This window comes from Cellulomonas iranensis NBRC 101100 = JCM 18110 (assembly GCF_001552375.1).
Classification (GTDB): Bacteria; Actinomycetota; Actinomycetes; order Actinomycetales; family Cellulomonadaceae; genus Cellulomonas; species Cellulomonas iranensis.
In genome coordinates this window covers 1-25,866 of sequence record NZ_BCRB01000021.1, presented here as the reverse complement: position 1 = coordinate 25,866, position 25,866 = coordinate 1, and the positions used below count along the sequence as shown (strand labels likewise).

23 protein-coding genes are annotated in these 25,866 nt (G+C 76.3%); 15 read left to right on the top strand and 8 right to left on the bottom strand.

Going from position 1 to position 25,866, the window contains the following annotated elements; translation table 11 throughout:
* Positions 1-31 precede the first annotated feature (31 nt).
* The 3 genes from pgsA (at position 32) to CS2_RS06520 (ending at position 1,651) form a co-directional block, all read left to right on the top strand.
* A complete protein-coding gene (pgsA, locus tag CS2_RS06530; RefSeq protein WP_052748179.1) occupies positions 32-625 on the top strand; it encodes a CDP-diacylglycerol--glycerol-3-phosphate 3-phosphatidyltransferase in 594 nt (197 codons plus the stop codon).
* A 5-nt stretch (positions 626-630) separates the two neighbouring features.
* Positions 631-1,104 carry a CinA family protein gene (locus CS2_RS06525; RefSeq protein WP_070319380.1) on the top strand — a complete coding sequence of 158 codons (474 nt, stop codon included), beginning with the start codon at positions 631-633 and terminating at the stop codon, positions 1,102-1,104.
* A 208-nt stretch (positions 1,105-1,312) separates the two neighbouring features.
* Entirely contained in the window at positions 1,313-1,651 is a 339-nt protein-coding gene (locus CS2_RS06520) for a helix-turn-helix domain-containing protein (protein ID WP_046528143.1), read from the top strand.
* Between the two features lie 82 nt (positions 1,652-1,733).
* On the opposite strand, the gene CS2_RS06515 is transcribed toward CS2_RS06520, so the two are convergent.
* Together CS2_RS06515 and CS2_RS06510 are read right to left on the bottom strand one after the other, a co-directional pair.
* Positions 1,734-2,555, bottom strand: coding sequence for a DNA-formamidopyrimidine glycosylase family protein (locus tag CS2_RS06515; protein ID WP_070319364.1), 822 nt, complete (start codon positions 2,553-2,555; stop codon positions 1,734-1,736).
* Positions 2,556-2,582: 27 nt separating this feature from the next.
* Positions 2,583-7,661, bottom strand: a complete 5,079-nt coding sequence (locus CS2_RS06510; protein ID WP_070319363.1) for an Lhr family helicase — start codon at positions 7,659-7,661, stop codon at positions 2,583-2,585.
* 63 nt (positions 7,662-7,724) lie between these two features.
* Here CS2_RS06510 and CS2_RS06505 point away from each other — a divergent pair, with 63 nt between their 5' ends.
* The 6 genes from CS2_RS06505 to rny all read left to right on the top strand — a co-directional run bounded on the left by CS2_RS06505 (position 7,725) and on the right by rny (position 14,519).
* Positions 7,725-7,967 (top strand): DUF3046 domain-containing protein, encoded by a 243-nt coding sequence (locus CS2_RS06505; RefSeq protein WP_046530458.1) that lies wholly within the window; start codon positions 7,725-7,727, stop codon positions 7,965-7,967.
* Positions 7,968-7,972: 5 nt separating this feature from the next.
* Positions 7,973-10,168, top strand: a complete 2,196-nt coding sequence (locus CS2_RS06500) for a phage holin family protein (protein WP_233421090.1) — start codon at positions 7,973-7,975, stop codon at positions 10,166-10,168.
* Entirely contained in the window at positions 10,165-10,941 is a 777-nt protein-coding gene (locus CS2_RS06495) for an MBL fold metallo-hydrolase (RefSeq protein ID WP_070319362.1), read from the top strand. Before CS2_RS06500 ends, CS2_RS06495 begins: the two co-directional genes overlap by 4 nt.
* Before the next feature lie 255 nt (positions 10,942-11,196).
* The gene (gene recA, locus CS2_RS06490; RefSeq protein ID WP_046528147.1) at positions 11,197-12,234 is read left to right on the top strand and encodes a recombinase RecA; all 1,038 of its coding nucleotides are present in this window, start codon (positions 11,197-11,199) and stop codon (positions 12,232-12,234) included.
* A gap of 2 nt (positions 12,235-12,236) precedes the next feature.
* Entirely contained in the window at positions 12,237-12,833 is a 597-nt protein-coding gene (locus CS2_RS06485) for a regulatory protein RecX (RefSeq protein WP_070319361.1), read from the top strand.
* 153 nt (positions 12,834-12,986) lie between these two features.
* Positions 12,987-14,519, top strand: coding sequence for a ribonuclease Y (rny, locus tag CS2_RS06480; RefSeq protein ID WP_070319360.1), 1,533 nt, complete (start codon positions 12,987-12,989; stop codon positions 14,517-14,519).
* 98 nt (positions 14,520-14,617) lie between these two features.
* On the opposite strand, the gene CS2_RS06475 is transcribed toward rny, so the two are convergent.
* The 4 genes from CS2_RS06475 to CS2_RS06460 all read right to left on the bottom strand — a co-directional run bounded on the left by CS2_RS06475 (position 14,618) and on the right by CS2_RS06460 (position 17,975).
* Complete coding sequence (locus CS2_RS06475) at positions 14,618-15,475, bottom strand: amino acid ABC transporter permease (protein WP_070319359.1); 858 nt, start codon at positions 15,473-15,475, stop codon at positions 14,618-14,620.
* Positions 15,472-16,161 carry an amino acid ABC transporter permease gene (locus CS2_RS06470; RefSeq protein ID WP_046528151.1) on the bottom strand — a complete coding sequence of 230 codons (690 nt, stop codon included), beginning with the start codon at positions 16,159-16,161 and terminating at the stop codon, positions 15,472-15,474. Before CS2_RS06470 ends, CS2_RS06475 begins: the two co-directional genes overlap by 4 nt.
* Positions 16,162-16,247: 86 nt before the next feature.
* Positions 16,248-17,108 carry a glutamate ABC transporter substrate-binding protein gene (locus tag CS2_RS06465; RefSeq protein WP_070319358.1) on the bottom strand — a complete coding sequence of 287 codons (861 nt, stop codon included), beginning with the start codon at positions 17,106-17,108 and terminating at the stop codon, positions 16,248-16,250.
* Positions 17,109-17,180: 72 nt separating this feature from the next.
* Positions 17,181-17,975 carry an amino acid ABC transporter ATP-binding protein gene (locus CS2_RS06460; protein WP_046528153.1) on the bottom strand — a complete coding sequence of 265 codons (795 nt, stop codon included), beginning with the start codon at positions 17,973-17,975 and terminating at the stop codon, positions 17,181-17,183.
* Between the two features lie 164 nt (positions 17,976-18,139).
* Between CS2_RS06460 and miaB the strand changes: the two genes are divergently transcribed.
* Together miaB and CS2_RS06450 are read left to right on the top strand one after the other, a co-directional pair.
* A complete protein-coding gene (miaB, locus tag CS2_RS06455; protein WP_070319357.1) occupies positions 18,140-19,744 on the top strand; it encodes a tRNA (N6-isopentenyl adenosine(37)-C2)-methylthiotransferase MiaB in 1,605 nt (534 codons plus the stop codon).
* 215 nt (positions 19,745-19,959) lie between these two features.
* Positions 19,960-21,549 (top strand): aspartate:alanine exchanger family transporter, encoded by a 1,590-nt coding sequence (locus CS2_RS06450; RefSeq protein WP_070319378.1) that lies wholly within the window; start codon positions 19,960-19,962, stop codon positions 21,547-21,549.
* A gap of 39 nt (positions 21,550-21,588) precedes the next feature.
* Here CS2_RS06450 and CS2_RS06445 read toward each other — a convergent pair whose 3' ends face one another.
* Together CS2_RS06445 and CS2_RS06440 are read right to left on the bottom strand one after the other, a co-directional pair.
* The gene (locus CS2_RS06445; RefSeq protein ID WP_046528155.1) at positions 21,589-22,110 is read right to left on the bottom strand and encodes a type III secretion system chaperone family protein; all 522 of its coding nucleotides are present in this window, start codon (positions 22,108-22,110) and stop codon (positions 21,589-21,591) included.
* Complete coding sequence (locus CS2_RS06440) at positions 22,107-22,691, bottom strand: type III secretion system chaperone family protein (RefSeq protein ID WP_046528156.1); 585 nt, start codon at positions 22,689-22,691, stop codon at positions 22,107-22,109. The genes CS2_RS06445 and CS2_RS06440 overlap by 4 nt, the downstream gene beginning before the upstream one ends.
* Positions 22,692-22,772: 81 nt before the next feature.
* Between CS2_RS06440 and CS2_RS06435 the strand changes: the two genes are divergently transcribed.
* The 4 genes from CS2_RS06435 to CS2_RS18490 all read left to right on the top strand — a co-directional run.
* Positions 22,773-23,543: a class III extradiol ring-cleavage dioxygenase family protein gene (locus CS2_RS06435; RefSeq protein WP_070319356.1), complete on the top strand. Its 771-nt coding sequence runs from the start codon at positions 22,773-22,775 to the stop codon at positions 23,541-23,543.
* Positions 23,540-24,496: a tRNA (adenosine(37)-N6)-dimethylallyltransferase MiaA gene (gene miaA / locus CS2_RS06430; RefSeq protein WP_070319376.1), complete on the top strand. Its 957-nt coding sequence runs from the start codon at positions 23,540-23,542 to the stop codon at positions 24,494-24,496. The genes CS2_RS06435 and miaA overlap by 4 nt, the downstream gene beginning before the upstream one ends.
* Positions 24,493-25,455 (top strand): diaminopimelate epimerase, encoded by a 963-nt coding sequence (gene dapF, locus CS2_RS06425; RefSeq protein ID WP_082739929.1) that lies wholly within the window; start codon positions 24,493-24,495, stop codon positions 25,453-25,455. Before miaA ends, dapF begins: the two co-directional genes overlap by 4 nt.
* The coding region (locus tag CS2_RS18490; protein ID WP_156442025.1) for a TlpA family protein disulfide reductase at positions 25,452-25,866 on the top strand (415 nt) is incomplete at its 3' end. The genes dapF and CS2_RS18490, both read left to right, overlap by 4 nt.

Genomic DNA, 25,866 nt, shown 5'->3' with positions numbered 1-25,866 from the left:
CGTGCGCCGCCCGCCCCGTAGGCTGTGGCGCGTGGTCGCCGACGCTCCCTCCGCCTGGAACCCGGCCAACGTCGTGACCGTCCTGCGGATCGCCGTCGTGCCGTTCTTCGCGGTCGCGCTCCTCGCGGACGGTGGGCACACGGTCGGCGGACGCCTGCTCGCGACGGCGCTGTTCGTCGTGGCCGCCGCCTCCGACCGGCTCGACGGCTGGCTCGCGCGCCGGTCCGGCCAGGTCACCGACCTCGGGAAGATGCTCGACCCGATCGCCGACAAGCTGCTGATCGGCGCCGCGCTCGTGCTGCTCTCGTGGCTGGGCGACCTCTGGTGGGCCGTCACGGTGCTCGTGCTCGTGCGCGAGCTCGGGATCACGGTCATGCGGTTCTTCCTGCTGCGCTACGTGGTGCTCCCGGCGTCGCGCGGCGGCAAGCTGAAGACCGTCCTGCAGTCCGTCGCGCTGTCGCTGTACCTGCTGCCGCTCGACCACCTGCCGGCGTTCGTCGGCGTCGTCGCGGCCGTGGTCATGGCGGCCGCGGTCGCGGTCACGCTCGTGACCGGTGCGGACTACGTGCGGACCGCCGTGCGGATCCGCCGCGCCGCGGGCGTCCCGCCGACGGCGGGGCTGTGAGCCCGCTGCCCGACGCCCGGGCGCTGGTCGGGCTGCTCGCCCGCACGGGCCTCACGGTCGCGGCCGCGGAGTCGCTCACGGGCGGGCTCGTCGCGGCGTCGCTCGTCGACGTGCCCGGTGCGTCGGCCGTGGTGCGCGGCGGGGTCGTCGCGTACGCCACCGACCTCAAGGCGAGCGTGCTGGGCGTCGACGCGGAGCTGCTGGCCGCGCGCGGTGCGGTCGACCCCGACGTGGCGCTCGCGATGGCCGCGGGCGTGCGTCGAGTCTGCGGCGCCGACGTCGGTCTCGCGACGACCGGCGTCGCGGGGCCCGACCCGCAGGACGGTCGTCCACCGGGCACCGTCCACGTCGCCGTCGTCGCGGCCGGGGTGCGCGAGGTCCGCAGCCTCGTGCTCGCGGGGGACCGGGCGCGGGTCCGCACCGGGACGGTGCGGGCCGTGCTCGCGCTCGCGCTCGCGGCGCTGCCGGGTGAGCGCTGACGTCGCGGGGAACACGGCGGGCCGCCCTCGCGTTGGGGACGGTGTGAACACCACCCGGACCACCACCCGCCCGTCAGGCGCACGCGTCGGCGGTGCGCGGTACGGTGGTCGCCTCCCGGCCGTGCGGCCGGGTGCAGCGAGTGGGACGGCCGCGCACCCCGCGGGACCGTCCGTCGACCGAGGACGTGACGTGAAGGGGGGAGCCCAGATGGTCGTCCTACGACGAGAGATCGGTGACGTCCTGCGGGACGCGCGCCAGCGCCAGGGCCGCACCCTGCGTGAGGTCTCCTCGGCAGCCCGTGTCTCGCTCGGCTACCTCAGCGAGGTGGAGCGCGGGCAGAAGGAGGCGTCGTCCGAGCTGCTCAGCAGCATCTGCGACGCGCTCGACGTGCCGTTGTCGCTCGTGCTGCGCGAGGTCAGCGACCGTGTCGCGGTGGCCGAGGGTCTGCACATCCCCGACACCGTCCCCGCCGACCTGGCCGCCGGGTCCGACCTCGGCGACGCCGGGTGGGCGATGCCGCGGTCGGAGCTCACGCCCGTCGGCTGACGCACAGGCATCACGAGGGCCGGGCACGCCGGGAGCGGCGTGCCCGGCCCGTCGTGCGTCCTGCCGTCGTCGACCCGCGGCCTCAGCCGCGCCCGCGCACCTGGCAGCCCGGGCACCAGTAGACCTGCCGCTGCGTGGGTGCCACGCCGATGTCGTCGCGCGCGACCCGCGCGCCGCACCGCGGGCACGTGCGACCCTCGCGCCCGTAGACCGCCGCGTCCGGACGGCCGGTCGCGACCGACGCGCGCAGCAGCGCGCGACCCGCGCGCAGCACCTCCGCCGCGTCGTCGACCGCGTCGGCGCGGGCCCACGGCCACCAGCCGCGTGCGAACAGCGACTCCGCCATGAAGATCGTGCCGAGCCCGGCCACGACCCGCTGGTCCAGCAGCACCTCGCCGACGGGGCGGCCGCCCTGCGCGTGCCAGCGCCGCACCGCCTCGTCGATCCCCGGCGTGGGGAGGTCGAGGACCGGTGGCCCGGCCCACGGCACACCGGGCGTGTCGTCGAAGTCGCCGTCGAGGACGTCGGGCCCCAGGTGCCCCAGCAGGGTCGGCTCGGCCGACGTGGGCACGACGTCGAGCATGCCGAGCTGGTACCCGACGGCGGTCCACCGCTCGACCGCGAGCACCGCGCGCACCTGCGGTGCCCGGGCCGCCGCGCGGCGGTCCGACGACGGCACGACCCGCCACGTCCCGTCCATCCGCAGGTGCGTGTGGAGCGTGCGCCCGTCGTCGAAGCGGGTCAGCAGGTGCTTGCCGTAGGGCCGCGTGCCGAGCACCGTGCGCCCGCGCAGGTCGACCGTCGCGGCGGTGGGCCAGCGCAGGTCGGCCCGCGCGAGCCGCTGCCCGGCGAGCGCACGGTCGAGGTGCGCCGCGGCGCGGCGCAGCACGTCACCCTCGGGCATCGGTCGCCCCCGGCTCCCGGGCGGCCCTCACGACGCGTGCAGCCGCAGCCCGCGCGGCGTCGTCACGAACCCGGCACCGGTCAGCGCGGTCGCGGCCGGGGTCGCGAGGACGTCCGCCGAGAGCACCTCGGCGCCGTCGATGCGCCCGACGGTGAGCCGGCCCGCGCGGCGCTCGCGCACGGCGTGCACCAGCGCGTCGGCCGCCGCGCCGAGCGTCACGGGGTCGTCGCTGAACGTCAGCAGCGTCCGCCCGCCACGTTCGAGGTACAGCGCGAGGCCGCCGTCGACGAGCACGACGAGGGCGCCGGCCTTGCGCCCCGGTCGGTGCCGCGAGCCGTCGCGCCCCTCGGGGGCGTCGGGCCACGCGAGCGCCGCACCGTAGGGGTTCGCGGGGTCGGTCGCGGCCAGGACGACGACCCACGGCTGGTCGGCGCGCCGGTCGGCGTCGGGTACTCCGGGCGACCACGCGCCCGGCCCGGCGGGCGCCCCCCAGGCGGGCGGCGGCACGTCCTGCCACGGCAGGCCCGGACCCAGGGGAGCGGTGTCGAGCCGGTCGGCTGCGCGCTCGCGTGCGCGGTCGACCACCTCGGCGTCCGCCCGCAGCCGGTCGACGGCGCCCGGCAGCGCGAACTGCGACCCCCCGAGCCGTTCGACGAAGTACCCGCGGCGCACCTGGCCGGACTGCTCGAGCGCGCTGAGCACGCGGTACACGTCGCCGAACCGCCCGGAGACGCCCTCGGCGGGGGCCACCGCCCGCGTGAGGACGCCGTGCCGGTCCAGCAGCTGCGCCGCCAGCGCGTGCGCCCGGACGGTCGGGTCGGGCTCGCGTGCCGGGAGCAGGGACCAGCGTCCGGCGCCCGCGCCGGACGTCGAGCCGCCGACGCGCCCGCCGTCGTCACGTGCCGTCGGCACACCCAGCCGGACCCCGGCCCGCAGCCCGAGTCGCGGTCGCAGCGGGCGCCCGCGCGCGGGGGCGGCCTGCGTGCGGTGCGCGGTCGGGCCGCCCGCGAGCCACGCGCGCAGCGGGCCGAGGCCGTCGTTCGTCACCCGGCCCGCCCACACGAGGTCCCACAGGGCCTCGAGCACGGCCGTCGTGCCCGGCGCAGGGTCGTCGTCGAGCCGGACGGCGGCGACCCGCTCGACGAGCGGACCGAGGAACCACGCGCCGCCGCCCTCGAGCGCTGCGAGCACGGCCCGGTGCACCGGGCCGCTCGCGGGCGCGTCGGTCGCGTCGAGGTCCGGCACGGGGGCGAGCGTGAGGTCCGCGACCGCGACCGGGTGCAGCGACACCATGCCGTCGTGGCCCGCGAGGGGCGAGTGGCCCGCCCACAGCACCTCACCGGCCGAGGTCAGCTCGTCCAGCATCGCGGGGGAGTAGTCCGGCACCCGCGCGGGCAGCACGTGCGTCTCGAGCGCCGACGCCGGCACGGCGAAGCCCGCGAGCTGCTCGACCGCGCGGGCCACCGCGTCCACGCCGCGCAGGCCCGAGGGCCGTCGCCCGACCGCGTGCACGCCCTGCCAGCGCGGCAGGAAGACGCCCAGCGCGCGCGGGTCGACCGGCTCGACCTGGGACCGCAGCGCCGCGAGCGAGCGCTGCCGCAGGCGGCGCAGCACGTCGGCGTCGCAGAACTCGTCGCCGGTGCCGCCCAGCACGTCGGGGCGCAGCCGCCCCTGCACGAGCACGCCGGACACCTCGAGGCGGCGCAGCACCTCGCCGACCACGGCCACGCCGAGCCCGAACCGCGCGGCCGCCTGCGCCGCGGGGAACGGGCCGTGCGTGCGCGCGTGCCGGCGCAGCAGGTCCGCGAGCGGGTCGGGCAGGACCTCGGTGAACACCTCGGGCACCCCGACGGGCAGCGCGACGCCCAGCGCGTCGCGCAGCCGACCGGCGTCCTCGACGGCCGCCCACTGCTCGGCGCGCTCGGGCGCGACGCCGCCGAGCCGCACACGGATCGCCCGGCGGGCCGCCGCGAGCTCGTCGAGCCAGTCGGGGACGAGGTCGCGCACGTCGGCGCGCGTGCGTGCCTGCACGTCGGCGACGGGCAGCGGGCCGTGGCGGCGCAGCACGTCGGCGACCTGCTCGAGCGTCCCCGCCTGCCGGTCGGGCGCCGTGCCCGCGAGCTCGGCCTCGGTGCGCTCGACGGCCTCGGGGTCCAGCAGGTCCGCGAGCTGCGACTCGCCGCCCGAGCCCAGCAGCTCGGCCAGCAGGGTCGGGTCGAGCGTGAGCGCGGCCGCGCGTCGCTCCGCGAGCGGCGCGTCGCCCTCGTACAGGAACTGCGCGGTGTAGCCGAAGAGCAGCGACTGCGCGAACGGCGACGGGTGCGTCGTCGTGACCTCGACGACGCGCACCCTCCCCGAGCCGACGTCCCGCATGAGCTCGATCAGCGCGTCGGTGTCGAAGTCGTCCTGCAGGCACTCGCGCACCGCCTCGAGCAGGATCGGGAAGTCGGGGTAGCGCGCCGCGACCTCGAGCAGCTGCGCGGCGCGCTGCCGCTGCTGCCACAGGGGCTGGCGCCGGTCGGGGCGCCGTCGGGGCAGCAGCAGCGCACGGCCGGCCGCCTCGCGGAACCGCGCCGCGAACATCGCCGACGCGCCCAGCTCGTCGCGCACCGACGCGAGCACCTCGTCGGGGTCGAGCAGCAGGTCGTCGAGCGTGAGGCGCGGCCCGGAGTCGGTGCCGCCGTCGGCGTCCCACGCGGTGTCCGCGGCACCGTCGAGCACGTCGGGCAGGCGCAGCACGATGCCGTCGTCGGCGTGCATGGCGGCCGCGTCGACGCCGTACCGCTCGCGCAGGCGCGCCGCGAGGACGAGGGCCCACGGCGCGTGCACACGTGCGCCGTACGGCGAGTGCAGCACGACGCGCCAGTCGCCCAGCTCGTCACGGAAGCGCTCGACGACGACCACGGTGTCGCTCGGGACCTGCCCCGTCGCCTCCTGCTGCTCGCGCAGGTAGGCGAGCAGGTTGTCCGCCGCCCACGCGTCGAGCCCCGCCGCCTCGACGCGCTCGCGCGCGGCGTCGTCGCCGAGCGCCGCGACCTCGCGGACCCACCCGCCCACCGCGCGCCCCAGCTCGGCGGGGCGTCCCGGGGCGTCGCCCTTCCAGAACGGCAGGCGCCCCGGGATCCCGGGGGCGGGCGTGACGAGCACGCGGTCGGGCGTGATGTCCTCGATGCGCCACGTGCTCGACCCCAGCGTGAACGTGTCGCCGACGCGCGACTCGTAGACCATCTCCTCGTCGAGCTCGCCGACCCGCTTGCCGCCGCGCACGCGGCCGCCCGAGCGCTCGGCGTCGGCCGGCACGTCGCTGGTCTCGCCGCCGCCCGCGAGGAACACCCCGAACAGGCCCCGGTCGGGGATCGTGCCGCCGCTCGTCACCGCGAGCCGCAACGCGCCGGGGCGGCCCGAGAGCACGTCGGCGACCCGGTCCCACACGATGCGCGGGCGCAGCTCCGCGAAGTCCTCCGACGGGTAGCGGCCCGCGAGCATGTCGAGCACGGCCCGCAGCGTCGCCTCGCCGAGCGTCGCGAACGGCGCCGCGCGCCGCACGACGCGCGCGATGTCGTCGAGCGGCCAGTCGTCCACCGCGACCATCGCGACCACCTGCTGCGCGAGGACGTCGAGCGGGTTGGCCGGCACGGCCAGCGCCTCGAGCTCGCCGGTGCGCATGCGCTGCGCGGTCACCGCCGCCGGCACGAGCTCGCCGCGGTACGTCGGGAAGACGACGCCCCGGGACACGGCCCCGACCTGGTGGCCCGCGCGCCCGACGCGCTGCAGGCCGCTCGCGACCGACGGCGGCGCACCCACCTGCACGACGAGGTCCAGCGCGCCCATGTCGATGCCGAGCTCGAGCGAGCTGGTCGCGACGACCGCGGGCAGCCGTCCCGCCTTGAGCTCGGACTCGGTGCGGGTGCGTTCGGCGCGGCTCATCGAGCCGTGGTGCGCGCGCGCGACGATCGTCGCGGCGTCGCGCGTGTCGACGCCCGCCGACGTGCCGGACTGCCCGGGTGCCGCGGCCGGCTGCGCGGCGCCCGGGTCGGGCACGTCCGCGCCGTGGCGTTCCGCCCAGACCTCGTTGATGCGCGCGGTGAGCCGCTCGGCGCCGCGCCGCGAGTTGGTGAACACGAGGGTCGAGCGGTGCGCCGCGACGAGGTCGACGACGCGCTCCTCGACGTGCGGCCAGATCGACGCGCGCGGCGGCCCGTCGTCGACCGCCACGGGCGCGGCCCCCGGTGCGGGCGCGCCGAACCCCGCGAGGTCGGGGTCGATCCCCGGGCCGCCGTAGCGGTTCATCGACCCCGGGGCGGTGCCCGCGGCGCCGGGACGCGCGGCGGACGCGAGGTCGCCCAGGTCGGGCACGGGCACGACGACGTCGACCTCGATGACCTTCTGCGACGGCGGCTGCACGACGACGACCTCGCGACCGCCCTCGTCGCGCGGTCGCGCGCCGCCGAGGAACGCCGCGACCGCGTCGACCGGCCGCACGGTGGCCGACAGCCCGACGCGCTGCACGGGACCCGGCCCGCCCTCGCGCTCGAGCAGCGCGTCGAGCCGTTCGAGGCTCACGGCCAGGTGCGCGCCGCGCTTGGTGCCCGCGACCGCGTGGATCTCGTCGACGATCACGGTGCGCACGCCCGCGAGCCCCGCCCGCGCGCCCGACGTGAGCACCAGGTACAGCGACTCGGGGGTCGTGATGAGCACGTCGGGGGGTGACGTGGCGAACGCGCGCCGCTCGTTCGGCGGCGTGTCGCCGGTGCGGATGCCGACCGTGACGTCGGGCAGCGTGCGCCCGAGCCGGGTCGCCGCCTGCCGGATCCCCACGAGCGGCGAGCGCAGGTTGCGCTCGACGTCGGTCGCGAGCGCCTTGAGCGGCGAGACGTACACGACGCGGCACCGCGCACCGGGCTCGGCGGGCGGCTCGCCCGTCAGCAGGCCGTCGAGCGCCCACAGGAACGCCGCGAGGGTCTTGCCCGACCCGGTGGGGGCCACGACCAGCGCGTGGTCGCCGCCCGACACCGCCTCCCACGCTCCCGCCTGCGCGGCCGTGGGCGCGGCGAACGCGCCCGTGAACCACGCACGGGTCGGCTCCGAGAATCGGTCGAGCACCACCGGGCCATTGTGTCGGTCGGCACCGACACGCGCGGCCCGGCGCGACGGTGGCAGGCTGGGGGCGTGAGGTACCGCGAGCTGACCGACCTGGTGGACGACGTGCTGGGCCCCGTCCAGGGCCGGCTGCTGCTCGACGAGCTCGTGCTCGGCGAGCTCGGCGGCCGCACGGGCGCCGTCGCGCTCGCGGACGGCGAGGACCCTCGCGCCGTGTGGCACGCGCTGTGCGACGAGCTCGGCATCCCGGACGCCCGACGCTGGGGGAGCGACCCGCACCGGCAGGCGCCGCCGCGCCGCGCGGACCGCTGAGGACCGTGGCCCCCGACCCGCGCCCGTCCGTGGGGGACGACCGCCGCCGGCGGCTGCTGCCGCGCGCGGTGGACGTGGGCGACGCGCTGTTCTCGCTCGTCGTCACCGCGCTCGGGCTGGGCGTGGCCATCACCGTGGTCGACGGCGTGGGCGCGACGACCCCGTGGGGCGTGCTGCTGGCGGCGCTCGCGGTCGGCGTGGGGGACCTCGTGCTGCGCGCGCCCCTGCGGCTGCTCGCGTCGGTCGCGGGCGCGGGCGGGGCGCTCGTGGCGGGGCTCGCGGCGCAGGTGCTCGTGCTGTGGGCGGCGCTGAGCGTCGCGTCGGGCGTCGAGGTCACGTCGGGCTGGGCGGTGCTGTGGGTGCTCGTGCTCACGTCGGTGGTGATGGCGGCCGGGCGCTGGCTCTGGGGGTCGAGCGACAACGAGTACGTGGTCGCGGACGTCGTGCGGCGCGCGCAGCGGTCCGCGGGCGCGCGCGACCACGACGCGGGGGACCGGCCGCGCGGCATGCTCGTGGTGCAGCTCGACGGCGTGAGCGCGCCGGTGCTCGACCAGGCCGTCGAGGCCGGGCTCGTCCCCACGATGCAGCGGTGGGTCGAGGAGGGCACGCACCGCCTCGCGACCTGGTGGGCGACCGTGCCGTCGACGACGCCCGCCGCGCAGGCCGGTCTGCTGCACGGCGCGGCCGACCAGATCCCCGCGTTCCGCTGGTGGGACCGCGGTCTGGGCCGGCTCGTCGTCACCAACCACCCCGACGACGCGGCCGTCGTCGAGGAGCGGCTGTCCGACGGCGCGGGCCTGCTGGCCGGCGGCGGCACGGCGGTCGCGACGATGTTCTCGGGCGACGCCGCGGCGTCCTACCTCGTGATGAGCCGGGGGCGCCGGCACGGCCTGGGCCCGGGGCCGGGCTACGTGCGGTTCTTCGCCCGGCCGTTCGTGCTCGCGCGCGCCGTCACCGTCACGGTCGGCGAGGTCGTCAAGGAGCTCTACCAGGCGCGCCGCCAGACCGTGCACGACGTGCGTCCGCGCGTGCCCCGCGGCGGGTGGTACGTGCTGCTGCGCGCCGTGACCAACGTGCTGCTGCGCGACCTCGCGACCTCGCTGGTCGCGGACGCGCTCGTGCGGGGCGTGCCGACCGTGTTCGTCGACCTCGTGGACTACGACGAGGTCGCGCACCACGCGGGACCGACGCGGCCCGAGTCGCTGCGCTCGCTGGAGGGTCTCGACCAGGTGCTGCGGATCCTCGAGCAGGTCGCGCGCGTCGCGCCGCGCGAGTACGACCTCGTGGTGCTCTCGGACCACGGTCAGACGCTCGGGGCGACGTTCGAGCAGGTCGAGGGCCGCTCGCTGCTGGACACCGTGCGCGCCCTCATGGTCGAGCCCGCCGCCGAGGGCGGGGTCGAGCGCGTCGAGGGTGTCGAGAGCGCGGACGGCGAGGACTGGGGGCCGTTGAACTCCCTGCTCACGAGCGTGCTGGGACGCCCCGGCGACCCCGTCGTGCTGGGCCCGGACGCCGGGGCCGACCGACGCCGCGGGCGGGTGCGCCGCGACGAGGGCGTGCCGCGCGTGCGCGAGCACGGTCGCGCCGCACGCGGGGCCGGCTCCGACGTGCCGGACGTCGTGGTGGTCGGGTCGGGCAACCTGGGCCTCGTGTGGTTCCCGGACGCGCCCGGGCGACTGACGCTCGAGGACGTGCACGAGCGCTGGCCCGGGCTCGTGCCGGGGCTCGCGGCGCGTCCCGCGGTGGGCGTGGTCGTGGTCGACTCGCGCACGCGCGGGCTCGTGGCGGTCGGGCGCTCGGGGCTGCGGCTGCTCGAGGTCGAGGGGGACGTGGTCGAGGGGGACGACCCGCTCGCGGCGTACCCCTCGCGTGCCCGCGCCGACCTCGCGCGCGCCGCGCGCCTGCCGCACACGGGCGACCTGCTGCTCGTGTCGGCGGTCGGCCCGCGCGACCAGGTGCACGCGTTCGAGGGGCAGGTGGGCTCGCACGGCGGACTGGGCGGTCCGCAGAACCTCGCGTTCCTGCTGCACCCGGCGGACCTCGCGGTGGACGACGCGCGCTGCGAGGACGTCGACGGCCGCCGCGTGCTCGTGGGCCCGGACGCGGTGCACGCGCAGCTCGTGGACTGGCTCGTCGAGCGGGGGGTGCGCGCCGCGCCGCTCGCGCGCACGACCAGGCAGCCAGGGGAGAGTGCGTCGTGAGCGTGCGGGTCCGCTGGCTCGGTCACGCGACGACCGTGCTCGACGTGGCCGGGGTGCGGGTCGTGACCGACCCGCTGCTGCGGCGGCACGCCGGCGTGCTGCGCCGCCGCGGCGGCCGCGCCCCGCGGACGTCGGACTGGCGCGGCGCGGACGTCGCGCTCGTGTCGCACCTGCACCACGACCACGCCGAGCTCGGCTCGTTGCGGCTGCTCGGCCCGGTGCCCGTGCTCGCCGCGCCGACGAGCGCGCACTGGCTCGCGGCGCACGGCCTGCACGGCGTCGGGCTCGCCGACGACGAGTGGTGGCGGTCGCCGGGCACGGACGTGCGGGTGCGCACGGTCCCCGCGGAGCACGGGCACCGGCCGATGCCGCACCGCCCGAACGCGGCGACGGGGTTCGTCGTCCGCGGCGACGGGGTGACGGTGTGGTTCGCGGGGGACACCGGCCCGTTCCCGGGGCTCGCGCGCGTCCCGGAGCTGGCCGGCGGGCCGGTCGACGTCGCGCTCGTGCCGGTCGGCGGGTGGGGGCCGCGGCTGTCCGGCGGGCACCTCGACCCGCTCGAGGCCGCGCGCGTGTGCGCGTCGGTCGGCGCGCGCGTCGCCGTCCCGGTGCACTGGGGCACGTTGCACGCGCCCGCGTCGCGGCGGCTGCCGCCGGGGTGGATGGACCGTGCGGGGCGCGCGTTCGAGGCCGCCGCGCGGCGCGTCGCGCCGGACGTCGAGGTGCGGGTGCTCGAGCCGGGCGACGTCACCGAGGTCCGCGCGGCGCCGTGACGGCGGGTCGCCGCCGGCGCGGGTGCGGGTGCGCGGCGCGACACGCCGGCACGCGTGCGTGCATCGAACACGTGTTCGGGTAGCGTGGGGTGCGGTGACACGGTCGAACCGACCACAGCCCCGCCCCCCGGCAGCGCCGGACGCGGGCGCGCGGCGGTCCGGCCGGGATGTCGGTGGTCGGGCATAGCGTCACGCAGGACGAGACCAGTTCCCGCAGGAGCAGCGCGACGCTGCACGAGACGACGAGGTAGCACCATGGCCGCACCTGACCGCGCGAAGGCCCTCGAGGCCGCACTCAGCCAGATTGACCGCCAGTTCGGAAAGGGGTCGGTCATGCGCCTCGGCGACGACGGCCGCGCCCCCGTCGAGGTCATCCCCACCGGCTCGATCGCGCTGGACGTCGCGCTCGGCATCGGTGGTCTGCCCCGCGGGCGCATCATCGAGGTCTACGGCCCCGAGTCCTCCGGCAAGACGACGGTCGCGCTGCACGCCGTCGCCAACGCGCAGAAGGCCGGCGGCATCGCGGCGTTCATCGACGCCGAGCACGCGCTCGACCCCGAGTACGCCAAGAAGCTGGGCGTCGACACCGACGCGCTGCTGGTGGCGCAGCCCGACAACGGCGAGCAGGCGCTCGAGATCATGGACACGCTGATCCGGTCCGGCGCCATCGACATCATCGTCATCGACTCGGTCGCCGCGCTCGTGCCCAAGGCCGAGATCGAGGGCGAGATGGGCGACTCGCACGTCGGCCTCCAGGCGCGCCTCATGTCGCAGGCCCTGCGCAAGATCACCGGTGCGCTCAACGCGTCGGGCACCACCGCGATCTTCATCAACCAGCTGCGCGAGAAGATCGGCGTCTTCTTCGGCAGCCCCGAGACGACGACCGGTGGCAAGGCGCTCAAGTTCTACGCCTCGGTCCGCATGGACATCCGTCGCATCGAGACCCTGAAGGAGGGCACCGACGCGGTCGGCAACCGCACGCGCGTCAAGGTCGTCAAGAACAAGATGGCCCCGCCCTTCAAGCAGGCCGAGTTCGACATCCTCTACGGCGTCGGGATCTCGCGCGAGGGGTCGCTCATCGACCTCGGCGTCGAGCACGGCTTCATCCGCAAGTCGGGTGCCTGGTTCACCTACGAGGGCGACCAGCTGGGCCAGGGCAAGGAGAACGCGCGCAAGTTCCTGCGCGACAACCCCGACCTGGCCAACGAGCTCGACAAGAAGATCAAGGAGAAGCTCGGCATCGGCGCCGTGGTCGACGCGCCCGCCGACGCCCCGGTCCCGGTCGACTTCTGATCGTGGGAGACCTCACCGGCCGGCCCGCGGCACGTCGCCGCGGCCGGCCGGCCGTCGAGCCGCCCGAGGTCGGCGCGGCCGCGCAGGACGACGAGCCCGACCCCGAGTCGGTGGCGCGCGCGATCGTGCTGCGCCGGCTCACCGGGGCGGCGCAGTCACGCGCCCAGCTCGCCGACGCGCTCGCGCGCCGCGACGTCCCGGAGGACGTCGCGACGCGCGTGCTCGACCGCTTCACCGAGGTCGGGCTGATCGACGACCAGGAGTACGCGCACATGCTCGTGCGTTCACGCCACGCCGAACGCGGGCTGTCGCGGCGCGCGCTGGCCGTCGAGCTGCGCCGCAAGGGCATCGACGACGAGACCGCCGCCGTCGCGCTCGAGGGCGTCGACGACGAGGACGAGGAGCACGCCGCGCGCGAGCTCGTGCGGCGCCGCCTGCGCACCACCGCGGCGCTCGAGCGCGACGTGCGCGTACGGCGCGTCTACGGAGCGCTCGCGCGCAAGGGCTACCCCGGTGGGCTCGTGTCCAGACTCGTGCGCGAGGAGCTCGCGGCCGAGGGCGTCGACGACGAGGACGCCCCGGACGACGGCACGCTGTAGCCACGCTCTTCGGGTCCGCAGGGTCGCGCGTCGTGCCCCGCACCACGCCCCACCGTGGCGCCACCGCGCCGCCACCTGGTCAGCGGCGGGCCCGTCGCCCGGCACAATGAAGGTCACGGGTGCTGCCGCGGCTCCCGACGTCGGGAGGACCACGTGGACCAGAGCACGATCGCGACGGTCGTCGGGCTGCTCGGTGCGTGCCTCGTCGCGCTCCTGCTCGTCCTGGTCGCGCGCCGCGAGGCCGACCTGCAGCGACGCCGGGCCTCGCAGGACGTCGAGCGCATCCGCGAGGAGGCGCGCGCGATGCTCGCCGACGCCGAACGGCGCGAACGGCGCGTCGTCGAGCGCGAGCAGGAGGTCGCCACGCAGCGCGCCGAGATCGCCGAGCTCGAGCGCCGCACCCGCGCCGAGGCGGAGGCCGTCGCCGCCGCCGAGCGCAGCGCGGCCCGCGCGCTCGACCGTGCCGAGCACGTCGCCGCCCGCACGCTCGCCGACGCCGACCGCTCCGCCAACGAACGCCTCGCCGACGCCCGCGCGCAGGCGCGCGCCGAGCTCGAGTCGGTCAGCGGACTCACGCAGGACGAGGCGCTCGCGGAGCTCACGCGCCGCATCGCCGACCAGGCCGCCAACGACGCCGCCGCCCGCGTGCGTCGCGCCGAGGCGCAGGCGCGTCGCACCGCCGACGCCCGCGCCCGCCGGATCGTCGCGACCGCCGTGCAACGCCTCGCCGTGCCGAGCAGCGCGCAGCACGCGCTGACCGTGCTGCCACTGCCGTCCGACGAGATGAAAGGCCGGATCATCGGCAAGGAAGGGCGCAACATCCGGCACTTCGAGGCACTCACCGGCGTCAACGTCCTCGTCGACGAGACGCCCGGCAGCGTGGTGCTGTCGTGCTTCGACGCCGAGCGCCGCGAGCTCGCCCAGGTCGCTCTCGAGGCGCTCATGGCCGACGGCCGGATCCACCCGCAGCGTATCGAGGCCGCGTACGCCGACGCCCAGGCCGGCGCGCAGGAGCGGCACGACGCGGCGGGTCACGACGCCGCCGAGCGCGCCGGCGTGACGGGTCTGCACCCCGAGCTCGTCCGCACCATGGGACGGCTGCGCCTGCGGTCGTCGTACGGCCAGAACGTCCTCGAGCACCTCGTGGAGTGCGCCCAGGTCGCCGCCGCCACGGCCGCCGAGATCGGCGCCGACGTCGAGGTGGCGCGGCGCGGCGCGTTCCTGCACGACCTCGGCAAGGCACTCACCGCCGAGGTGCCGGGCACCCACGCCGCCGTCGGCGCGGACCTCGCGCGCCGGCACGGCGAGAGCGAAGCCGTCGTCAACGCGATCGCCGCGCACCACGACGAGGTGCCGCCCGCGACCGTCGAGGCGGTCCTCGTGCAGGCGGCCGACGCCGTCTCGGCCGCGCGGACCGGTGCGCGGCGGCAGGACGTCGACCAGTACGTCGAGCGGATGGTCGAGCTCGAGGCGCTCGTCACCGAGCACCAGGGGGTGCGTCGCGCGCTCGCGATGGCCGCCGGCCGCGAGGTGCGCGTCGTCGTCGAGCCCGAGGAGGTCGACGACCGGGCGCTGCCCCACCTCGCACGCGCCATCGCGCAGCACATCGAGGCCGACCTGACGTACCCGGGAGAGATCCGCGTGACCGTGGTCCGGGAGCTGCGCGCGAGCGCGACCGCGGGCTGACGCGACGCGCGCCCCCTCGTGCCGCGTGCGGCACCGGCCGGCCGCGTCGCGCCGGGAGCGCTCCGGCCCCCGGGTGCGCCGGTGCCCGGTCCGTACGGCTAGGTGGTCGCCGCCATCGCCGGGGTCTCGGCCTTGGCCGTGCCCGCCGTGAGCCGGCCGACGCGCGCCGCGAGGCGCTCGGCCAGCGTCGTGAGCGCGACGTTGATGACGATGAACACCAGCGCAGCGATCAGCAGGGCCTGCAGCATGTTGCCGTTGCCCGAGCCGAACCGGCGTGCCGCGTCCAGCAGCTCGGGGTACGTGATGATCGCGCCCAGCGCCGTGTCCTTGAGGATCACCACGAGCTGGCTCGCGATCGCGGGGAGCATCGCGATGAGCGCCTGCGGCACCTCGACGAGCCGCAACGACTGCGCGGGCCGCAGCCCGACCACCAGCGCGGCCTCACGCTGGCCCTTCGGCAGGTTGTGCACGCCCGAGCGCACGAGCTCGGCGAACACCGAGCCGTTGTACAGCGTGAGGGCCAGCACGACCGCGAGGAGCGGCACGTCGGGCGGGTCCACGACCCGCAGCTGCGCGATGCCGCTGTAGAAGAACACCATCATGAGCAGCACGGGCACGGCGCGGAAGAACTCGACGACCGTGCCGCTGACCCAGCGCACCACGCGCGAGCCGGACAGCCGGCCCATCCCGAACACGAGCCCGAAGACCGCGGAGCCGACGATCGCGAGCCCCGCCGCTCGCAGCGTCTGCAGCAGCCCCGGCAGCAGGTAGGCCGTCCACGTGCGGGGCTGGACGAAGGGCTCCCACATGGCGGGCGCGAGCTGGCCCTTGCGGCCCAGGAGCACGAGGGCCCAGACCGCGATCCCCGCGACCACGACCCCCGCGAGCACGTTGACGAGCAGCATCCGACGCCGCGTGCGCGGCCCGGGGACGTCGAACAGGACGAGGTTGCTCACCGGGCCACCGCCAGCCGTCGCGAGAGGGACGTCGTCGCCAGCCCCACGGGCACGACGATGATCACGTAGCCGATCGCGAACGTGAGGAAGACCGCGAGGATCACGTCGGGCCGGAACTCGATCATCGTCTTCATGAGCCCCGACGTCTCGGCGACGGAGCCCGCCGCGGCCACCGTCGAGTTCTTGATGAGCGCGATCAGCACGTTGCCCAGCGGGGCGACCGCGCCCCGGAACGCCTGCGGCAGGATCACGAGGCGCGCGGCCGGCCAGAACCCCAGGCCGATCGCGCGCGCCGCCTCGGCCTGCCCGACCGGCACCGTGTTGACGCCCGAGCGCAGCGCCTCGCACACGAACGCCGCGTGGTAGACCGCGAGACCGAGCACGGCGAGCCGGAAGAAGTTCGTCTGGAAGTCGCTCGAGAGCGTGATGCCGAGCTGGCCCCACAGTCCCAGCACGCAGAACACGATGATGATCGTGAGCGGCGTGTTCCGCAGCAGCGTGACGTACGTCGTGCCGGCCCACCGCAGGCTCGGCACGGGGGAGATCCGCATGACGGCCAGGACCGTGCCGATGACGAGCGCGAGCACGGCGGCGTACGCCGTGAGCTGGATGTTCACCCAGAACGCGCCGAGCACGTCGTACTGGTCGAACAGGGACACGAACTGGTCGAGGTAGCCCTCGTCCACGCGGCCTCCCGGGGTGCGGTGGGCGGTGCCGGGGCCGGCCCGCGCGACGTGCGCGCGGCCGGCCCCGGTCGACGGTCAGACGGGGATCAGGCGCAGGCCTCGACCGTCGGCGGGTTGAGGGAGTCGTTCGGCTCGTACCCCGACGCACCGACGTTGTCGTCGAGCGCCTTCTGCCACGACCCGTCCTCGATCATCGCCTCGATCGCGCTGTTGACGTCGGCGCACACGTCGTTGTCCTTCGGCAGACCCACGCCGTACTTCTCCTCGGAGAACGGGTTGCCGACCACCTTGACCTTGCCCTCGTTCGCCGGCAGCGACGCCAGGCCCGCGAGGATGATGTCGTCGGTGGTGACCGCGTCGACCGTGCCCGCGACGAGGGCGGTGACGCACTCGCCGTACCCGGGCTGCTCGAGCAGGTTCGTGCCCGCCGCGTACTCGTCCTTGATCCGCTGCGCCGACGTCGAGCCCGTCACCGAGCACAGGTTCTTGCCCTCGAGGTCCTCGGGGCCCGAGATCGAGTCGTCGTCCGCCGCGACCAGCAGGTCCTGCCCCGCCACGAAGTAGGGCCCCGCGAACGCGACGACCTCCTTGCGCTTGTCGGTGATCGAGTACGTCGCGAAGATCATGTCGACCTGGCCGTTCTGCAGCATCGTCTCGCGCTGCGCGGACGGCGCCTGCACCCACTCGATCTGGTCCGGCTCGTACCCGAGCTTGCCCGCGACGTACGTCGCGACGTCCACGTCGAAGCCCGTGTACTCGCTGCCGTCCTGGTAGCCCAGGCCGGGCTGGTCGAACTTGATGCCGATGCGGATCTTCTCGCCCGAGCCGCCCCCCGCGGTCGCGCCGTCCGAGCCGCCGCTGCCGGCGCCGTCGTCGCCGCCGGAGCAGGCGCCGAGCGTGAGCGCGGCCACCGCCGTGAGCGCGAGGGCCAGTCGTCGTGCACGCATGTGTGCTTCCCCTTCGTTCGTCCTACGTCGGTCAGGGTCGGGATGGTCGGTGAGGATGGGTCGCGGGTCGGGTCAGTGCGTGAGGATCTTCGACAGGAAGTCCTTGGCGCGCTCGCTGCGGGGCGCGGTGAAGAACGTCTCGGGGTCGGCCTCCTCGACGACCTGCCCGGCGTCCATGAACACCACGCGGTGCGCGGCCCGGCGCGCGAACCCCATCTCGTGGGTGACGACGACCATGGTCATGCCGTCGCGCGCGAGGCTCACCATGACGTCCAGCACCTCGTTGATCATCTCGGGGTCGAGCGCGGACGTCGGCTCGTCGAACAGCATCGCCTTCGGCTTCATGGCCAGGGCCCGCGCGATCGCCACGCGCTGCTGCTGACCGCCCGAGAGCTGCGCGGGCCGCTTGTGCGCCTGGTTGGCGACGCCGACGCGCTCGAGGAGCTCCATCGCGGTCGCCTTCGCCTGCGCGGGCCTGACGCCCTTGGCCTTGATCTGGCCGAGCGTGACGTTCTCGAGCACCGTCTTGTGCGCGAACAGGTTGAACGACTGGAAGACCATGCCGACGTCGGCGCGCAGCCGCGCGAGCTCGCGGCCCTCCGCGGGCAGGGGGCGGCCGTCGATCGTGATGGTGCCCGAGTCGATCGTCTCGAGCCGGTTGATCGTGCGGCACAGCGTCGACTTGCCGGAGCCCGACGGCCCGATGACGACGACCACCTCGCCCCGGTGCACGGTGAGGTTGACGTCCCGCAGGACGTGCAGCGCACCGAAGTGCTTGTCGACGTGGTCGAGGACGAGGAGCGGCTCGCCGGTCGGACGTGCGTCCACGTCCGCACGGCCCGGCTCCGCCGTGGTGCTGTCAACCATGGACCGAACCTACGGGTGAGATGTTGCGTATGCCACGTGTGGACGTCACGGTCGCGTAACAGCGGGTTCACACGAAACGTCCGTTCCGTGTCGCCCGCGCGGTCGGCGGGGTCAGTCCCGCGGGTGCGTCGAGGGCCGCCGGGCGGGTCGTACCCTGGTGGACGATGTCCACGACCCTGACCGACGCCGCAGCCGCGCCGCACGCGCCCGACGCGCCCGCGGGCGCCGACGCGCGCCCGCGGACCTACCTCGTCAAGACGCTCGGCTGCCAGATGAACGTGCACGACTCCGAGCACATGGCCGGCATGCTCGAGCAGGCCGGCTACGTGCCCGCACCGCCCGCCGAGGCGGCCGCCGAGGACGTCGACGTCATGGTCATCAACACGTGCGCCGTGCGCGAGAACGCGGCCGACAAGCTCTACGGCAACCTCGGGCGGCTCGCGGGCACCAAGCGCACGCGCCCCGGAGGCATGCAGATCGCCGTGGGCGGCTGCCTCGCGCAGAAGGACCGCGCGGGCATCGTCGAGCGCGCGCCCTGGGTCGACGTCGTCTTCGGCACGCACAACCTCGACGTGCTCCCGACGCTGCTCGAGCGCGCGCGGCACAACGCGGCGGCGCAGGTCGAGATCGCCGAGTCGCTGCAGGTGTTCCCGTCCATGCTCCCGACGCGGCGCGAGTCCGTGTACGCGGGATGGGTGTCGATCAGCGTGGGCTGCAACAACACGTGCACGTTCTGCATCGTGCCCCACCTGCGCGGCAAGGAGCGCGACCGCCGCCCGGGCGAGATCCTCGCCGAGGTCGAGGCGCTCGTCGCGACCGGGGCCATCGAGGTCACGCTCCTGGGGCAGAACGTCAACTCGTACGGCGTCGGGTTCGGCGACCGGCACGCGTTCGGCAAGCTGCTGCGCGCCGTCGGCGCCGTCCCGGGCCTGGAGCGCGTGCGCTTCACGTCGCCGCACCCGGCCGCGTTCACGGACGACGTGATCGAGGCGATGGCGCAGACGCCGACCGTGATGCCGCAGCTGCACATGCCGCTGCAGTCGGGCTCCGACCGCGTGCTGCGCGCGATGCGGCGGTCCTACCGCTCCGACCGCTTCCTCGGGATCCTCGAGCGCGTGCGGGCCGCGATCCCGCACGCCGCCATCACGACGGACGTGATCGTCGGGTTCCCGGGGGAGACCGAGGAGGACTTCGCCGAGACCCTGCGGGTGGTCGAGGCGTCGCGGTTCTCGTCGGCGTTCACGTTCCAGTACTCGCCGCGCCCGGGCACGCCGGCCGCGGACCTGCCCGACCAGCTGCCCAAGGCGGTCGTGCAGGAGCGGTACGAGCGGCTGGTCGAGCTGCAGGAGCGGATCTCCGCCGAGGAGAACGCCGCGCAGGTCGGGCGGACGCTGGACGTGCTGGTCGCCGAGGGCGAGGGACGCAAGGACGGTGCGACGGCCCGGATCTCCGGGCGCGCGGAGGACAACCGTCTGGTGCACCTCGCGCTGCCGGCGGACCTGGCGCCGCAGGACGCGCCGCGGCCGGGCGACCTCGTGACCGTCGAGGTCACGCACGGCGCGCCGCACCACCTGGTCGCCGACTCGGCGCTCGCGCCCGGCGGCACGTTCCGCGTGCGCCGCACGCGCGCCGGCGACGCGTGGCAGGCCCGTGCCGAAGGGCGCGACGAGCACGACCACGGCGGAGCGTCCTCGTGCGGGACGGGTGCGCCGGCACCGGCCGGGCCCGTGGTGCTCGGCCTGCCGACGCTCGGTCGCCCCGCGCGCTGACGCGCGCCCAACGACGCTGCGCTGACGCGCGCCCGACGACGCTGCGCTGACGCGCGCCCGACGACGCTGCGCTGACGCGCGCCGACGACGCTGCGCTGACGCGCCCTGCCGGCGCGGCCGCGCGACCCGGGCCCTTCGGACCAGGAGCGGCCCGACGACCGGCGCTTCAATGAACGCGGCAGTGTCGCCACGTCGCAGCGTCAGTGGAGCCCGTCATGCGAGACGTCTTCCTGTTCCTCGCCCAGCAGCCCGTGCTGCTGCTCTTCGTCGTCATCGGCGTCGGGTCCGCGGTGGGCCACGTCAAGGTGCGGGGCGTCGGGCTCGGCGCGGCCGCCGTGCTGTTCCTCGCGATCGGGTCGTCCGCGTGGGCGGCGTCGTACGGCGTCGACCTCGAGATCACCGAGGCGCTCGGCACGCTCGGGCTCACGCTGTTCACGTTCTGCGTCGGCCTCGTCTCGGGCGCGACGTTCTTCTCGTCGTTGCGGCGCTCGCTCGCGCCGATCCTCGCGACCGCGGGCGTGCTCGTCGTCAGCGCGGGCGTCGCGGTCGGCGCCGGCCGGCTGCTCGGGCTGGACGCCCCCACGGTGGCGGGCGCGTGGGCGGGTGCGGTGACGAACACGCCCGCGCTCGCGGCGGCGCGCGACGCCGCGGGCGACGCGACGACGCCGACGATCGGCTACGCCGTCACCTACCTCTTCGGGGTGGTCGGGATGCTCGTCGCGGTGTCGGTCGCGCTGCGGCACCGCGAGCACGACACCGACGCGCCCCCGACGCTCGTGAGCCGCACCGTGCGCGTCGAGGCGACCGCGGGCGTGCGCGTGCGCGACCTCGAGCTCGCGCACCGCGACCGGATCAAGTTCTCGCGCGTGCGACGGGGCGAGACGTCGCCGATCCGGACGGCCGCCGACGCGGACCTGCTCGTGCTCGACGACCTCGTGACCGTGGTCGGCCCGGTGGACGACGTCGAGGCGGTGACGCGCGAGCTCGGGCACGCGTCGTCGCACCGCCTCGAGGCCGACCGGCTGTACCTCGACATGCGCCGGGTCACGGTCTCGGCGGACCACGCAGCGGGGCACACGATCGCCGAGCTCGACCTGCTGCACCGGTTCGGCGCGACCATCTCGCGCGTGCGTCGCGGCGACGTCGACGTCCTCGCCACGGACGACTTCCAGCTCCAGCTCGGCGACCGCGTGCGCGTGATCGCACCGCGCGAGCGCATGGCGGAGGTGTCGCGGTGGTTCGGCGACTCGTCGCGCGGGCTGTCGGACATCACGCCCGTGGTGCTCGGCGTCGGCATGACGCTGGGCATCCTCCTGGGTGCCGTCGCGTTCCCCGTGCCGGGCCGTGTGTTCTCGATCGGCTCGGCCGCCGGCACGCTGCTCGTCGGGCTCGTGCTCGGGCGCGTCGGCCGGATCGGGCCGGTCGTCACGGCCATGCCCTACACGGCGGCGCAGGCCGTCGCCGAGCTCGGGCTCCTGGTGTTCCTGGCGCAGGCCGGGTCACGTGCGGGCGCGCAGATCGGCGCCGCGTTCACGTCCGGCGAGTGGTTGCGGATCCTCCTGCTCGGTGCGCTCGTCACGACGACGGTCGCGGTGGGGCTCTCGCTCGTCATGCGTCGCGTCTTCCGGATCGGCGGCACGCGCCTGTCCGGGATCGTCGGCGGCACGCAGACCCAGCCGGCCGTGCTCGCGTTCGCGAACGCGCGCACCGGGTACGACGCGCGCGTCGCGCTCGGCTACGCGCTCGTGTACCCGGCCGCGATGATCACCAAGATCGTGCTGGGGCAGGTGCTCGGCGGGCTGTGACGCCCCGCCGCCCGGGAGGCGCCGCGGCGGTGTGGGCGCTCAGTTGTCGGGCACGTCGGGCGGCGGCGGGCCGTCCGCCGGGACCACGGGGTCGAGCGCCGCGAACAGCTGCACACCCGTGCCCAGGCCGCACGCGAGCAGCTGCGCGAGCTGCAGGTCGGTGACGCCCTGCTCGAGGTCCGCCGAGACCTCGGCGTACACCGCGAGCTCGCCCTCCTCCTCGCGGACGTACGCCTTGGGCCAGATGCGCTCGCGGTTCCAGTCGTTGATGGCCAGCGCGACCGCGCGGCGCTGCTCGACCGGCAGCGTGCGGTGCCAGCGTCCGCGCACCTGCAGGATCTCGGACTGCTCGCCGAGCAGCAGGAACCAGAACCGGCTGCCGTCCCACGTGCCGGTGAGGTCGCCGTCCTCGTCGATCACGAACCGGTACCCGCGCCCCAGCAGGTAGTCCGCGACGCGGTCGCGCGTCAGGGGCTGCGGCGGCTCGTCGTCCTGGGGGCGCGTCTTCGTGGGCTTGGGCAGCCCGCCGAGCACGCGCAGCAGCCAGCCCGGGGCGCTCACGGGGCCGTCCCCGCGGGGTCGGGGTACCGCTCGTCGAGCGCGTCGAACAGCATGCTGCCCGTCGACAGGCCGCAGAACAGCAGCTGGCTGAGCTGGGCGTCCGTCGCGCCGTGCTCGAGGTCCGTCGCGACCTCGGAGACCACGTGCACGCGACCGTTGTCGCGCACGCGCGCGTACGCCTTGGGCCAGATCCGCTCGGCGTTCCACTCGTTGCACAGGTCGAGCACCTCCTCGAGGCGCTCGATCGCGAGCTCGCGGTGCCACTGCCCGCGGACCTGGAGGATCTCGGACTGCTCCCCGAAGAGGAAGAAGTAGAACAGCCGTCCGCGCCACAGCCCCCCGAGGTCGCCGTCGTTGTCGACGAAGTAGGAGAACTGGTTGTCGGACATCCACGACGCGATGCGCGCGGGGGACACGGGTGCCGGTGCCCGGGTCGCCGCGTCGGCGCCGCCGAGCTCGCGCACGAGCAGCTCGGACACGCGGTCGTGCAGCTCGCGGTCGTCGACGGAGCTCGCGTCGCGCACGGGTGCGGGACGCGTACGAGCCCTCCAGCGCGCAGCGCGCAGACGGAACCACCCCATGCGGCCGACCCTACCTGGCACCGCCGACGACGCGCGGGGCGGGGCGCCGGTCGCGGACGTGGCACGCGTTACGGTCGGTCCGTGCTCGCCGCCGCCCTCGTCCCCGACACCGTGCTGCTGCTGCCGGGTGCCGCCGGCCGCGGCCCCGACGAGGCCGCGCTGCGCGCGCTGCGTGCCGCGGCCGGCGCGGTCGTGGCGGACGCGGTGGCGGGTGCCGAGCGCGTCGTGGTGGTCGCCCCGGGCGCGCGCGACCGCGCGCTGACCGGCGACGTCCCGCTCGGCGCCGGTGCGGCGGGCGTGCCGGACCACCTGCTGCGGGAGCCCGTGCCGACCGTGCGGCTGCGCCCGGCCCCCGGTGCGCCGGACGCCGCGGTCGGCGGCGCCGCGACCGGGACGGTCGTCGGGCTGCGGCTCGCGCTCGCGGCGGGTACGCGGGCCGAGCGGCTGCACGCGGTCGAGGTCGCCCCCGGGCCCGCGGGCGCGCTGCGAGCGCTCGGCGCCGCGCTGGGCGCCGACCCGTCGACCGCCCTCGTCGTGGTCGGGTCCGGGTCGGCACGCCACGGCGACGACGCCCCCCTGCCCGGCGACCCGCGCGCCGACGACCTGGACGACGCCCTGCTGCGCGCGCTCGCGGACGGTGCGGGACCCGCGCGTCGCGCGCTGGCCGCGCTCGACCCGGCGACCGCCGCGGCGCTCGCGGTGACGGGCTGGGCGCCCTGGCAGGTGCTGGTGGGCGCGCTCGACGCCCGCGCGGCGACGGCGCGCGACGAGGGGCCCGCACCCGAGGTGCGGCTGGCGACGGTCTGGCGCGGCGCGGCCCACGCCGCCGTGCTGTGGCGGGCGGCGTCGTGAGCCTCGTCGTGGCGCTCGTCGGCCCCACGGCGACCGGCAAGTCGGACCTCGCGCTCGAGCTCGCCCTCGCGCTGGGGGGCGAGGTCGTCAACACCGACGCGATGCAGCTGTACCGCGGCATGGACGTCGGCACGGCCAAGCTCGCGCCCGCCGAGCGGCGCGGCGTGCCCCACCACCTGCTCGACGTGCTCGACCCGCGCGACGAGGCCTCGGTCGCGGACTACCAGGTGCAGGCGCGCGCGGTGCTCGCCGACCTGGCGCGCCGCGACGTGCGCGCCGTCGCGGTGGGCGGGTCGGGGCTGTACGTGCGCGCGCTGCTCGACCGCATGGAGTTCCCCGGCACGGACGCGGCGGTGCGCGCCGCGCTCGAGGAGCGCGTCGAGACCGAGGGGGCGCGCGCGCTGCACGCCGAGCTCGCGGCCGTCGACCCGGCGGCCGCCGAGAGCATCGGCCCGCGCAACGCCCGCCGGCTCGTGCGCGCGCTCGAGGTCGTGACGCTCACCGGGCGGCCGTACTCCGCGAGCCTGCCGCGGCACGAGTATGAGGTGCCCGCGGTGCAGATCGGGCTGGACTGCGACCGCGCGGCCCTCGACGAGCGCATCGCGCGGCGCGTCGAGCGCATGTGGGACGCGGGTCTGCTGGACGAGGTGCGCGCGCTCGCGGCCCACGGGCTGGGTCGCACGGCGTCCCGCGCGGTCGGCTACGCGCAGGCGCTCGCCGAGCTCGCGGGCGAGCTCGACGGCGCGCAGGCGCGCGCCGCGACCGCCGCGGGCACGCGCCGGCTCGCCCGCAAGCAGATGGGCTGGTTCGGCCGGGACCCCCGCGTCACGTGGCTCGACGCCCGGGACCCGGACCTCGTGGCGCGCGCGCTCGACGTGGTCGCGGCGGCCGACGCCGGGCGGCTGGACGCCCCCGTGGTCGACGCGCCCGCCCGCCGTACGCTGGGGTCGTGACCGCCACGACCACCGCCACGCCGACCGCCGCCCCGCCGGCCGGACGCCTGGTGGCCACCAAGGGCCACGGCACGCAGAACGACTTCGTGCTGCTCGACGACCGCGACGGCGCGCTCGACCTCACGCCCGCGCTCGTGCGTGCGCTGTGCGAGCGGCGTGCGGGCGTCGGCGGTGACGGCGTGATCCGGCTCGTCGCGACCGCGCACGTCGACGACGCCCCCGCCGCGGCGCGCGCCGCGCGCTGGTTCATGGACTACCGCAACGCCGACGGGTCGGTCGCGCAGATGTGCGGCAACGGCGTGCGGGTGTTCGCGGCGTACGCGCAGCGCCTGGGGCTGTGGGACCCGGCCGCGGGCCCGCTCGACGTGGGCACCCGCGCCGGGCTGCGGACGGTCGCCCTCGTCCCCGCCGACGTCGGCGAGGGGCTGTGGTTCGCGGTCGGCATGGGAGCCGTGACGCTGCCCGGCGGTGCGACCGCGGTGTCCGACGGCGGTGACGCGCACGTCGACGTCGCGGGCCTCGCGGTCACGCGGCCGGGCCTGTCGGTCGACGTCGGCAACCCGCACACGGTGGTCGTGCTCGCGGACGGCGCCGACCTCGCGCGCGCCGACCTCACGACCGCTCCCGAGGTCGCTCCCGTGCCGCACGACGGCACCAACGTCGAGCTCGTCGTGCCGCTGGGCGAGGAGGCCGGACCCGACGGTCACCCGCGGGGGCACGTGCGCATGCGCGTGCACGAGCGCGGCGTGGGGGAGACCCGGTCGTGCGGCACGGGGGCGGTCGCCGCGGCCGCCGCGGTCCGCGCGTGGGGCGGGGACCAGGCGCCGGACGTGTGGCTCGTCGACGTGCCGGGCGGCACGGTGCGCGTCACGCTGCACGCCGACGGGCAGGCCGAGCTCGCCGGCCCCGCGACGCTCGTCGCCGAGCTGGACGTCGACCTGGCCGCGCTGCCCGCGTGACCGAGCCGCTGACGCTCACGGCGCACGACCTCGGCGGGCCGCGGGGGGAGCGGGCGACGCTCCTGCAGGTGTCGACCGCGTTCTGCGCGCCGTGCCGCGCGACGCGTCGCGTGCTCGCGCGTGTGGCAGGTTCGGTGCCCGGTGTGCGGCACGTCGAGGTCGACGTCGCGGACGCGCCCGGGCTCGCGGCCGCGCTGCGGGTCGTGAGCACCCCGACCGTCGTCGTGCTCGACGCCGACGGGCGGGTCGTGACGCGGGCCGAGGGCGTGCCGACGCCGGCTCAGGTGCTGGGTGCGCTCGCGGCGGCGCTGCCCCCGGCCGTGAGCGGGGACGCCGCTGCGGTCGGCGGCGGCGCGTCCGACCCCGCGGGCGGCCACCCCGCCGGCGGGGTGGCCGCACCGGGTGTCGGCC

Excerpts from the sequence above, each read along its gene's own strand:
- CS2_RS06520 (WP_046528143.1), top strand. The coding sequence starts at position 1,313 with ATGGTCGTCCTACGACGAGAGATCGGTGACGTCCTGCGGGACGCGCGC.
- CS2_RS06515 (WP_070319364.1), bottom strand. The coding sequence starts at position 2,555 with ATGCCCGAGGGTGACGTGCTGCGCCGCGCCGCGGCGCACCTCGACCGT.
- recA (WP_046528147.1), top strand. The coding sequence starts at position 11,197 with ATGGCCGCACCTGACCGCGCGAAGGCCCTCGAGGCCGCACTCAGCCAG.
- CS2_RS06465 (WP_070319358.1), bottom strand. The coding sequence starts at position 17,108 with ATGCGTGCACGACGACTGGCCCTCGCGCTCACGGCGGTGGCCGCGCTC.
- CS2_RS06460 (WP_046528153.1), bottom strand. The coding sequence starts at position 17,975 with ATGGTTGACAGCACCACGGCGGAGCCGGGCCGTGCGGACGTGGACGCA.
- miaB (WP_070319357.1), top strand. The coding sequence starts at position 18,140 with ATGTCCACGACCCTGACCGACGCCGCAGCCGCGCCGCACGCGCCCGAC.
- CS2_RS06450 (WP_070319378.1), top strand. The coding sequence starts at position 19,960 with ATGCGAGACGTCTTCCTGTTCCTCGCCCAGCAGCCCGTGCTGCTGCTC.
- CS2_RS06440 (WP_046528156.1), bottom strand. The coding sequence starts at position 22,691 with ATGGGGTGGTTCCGTCTGCGCGCTGCGCGCTGGAGGGCTCGTACGCGT.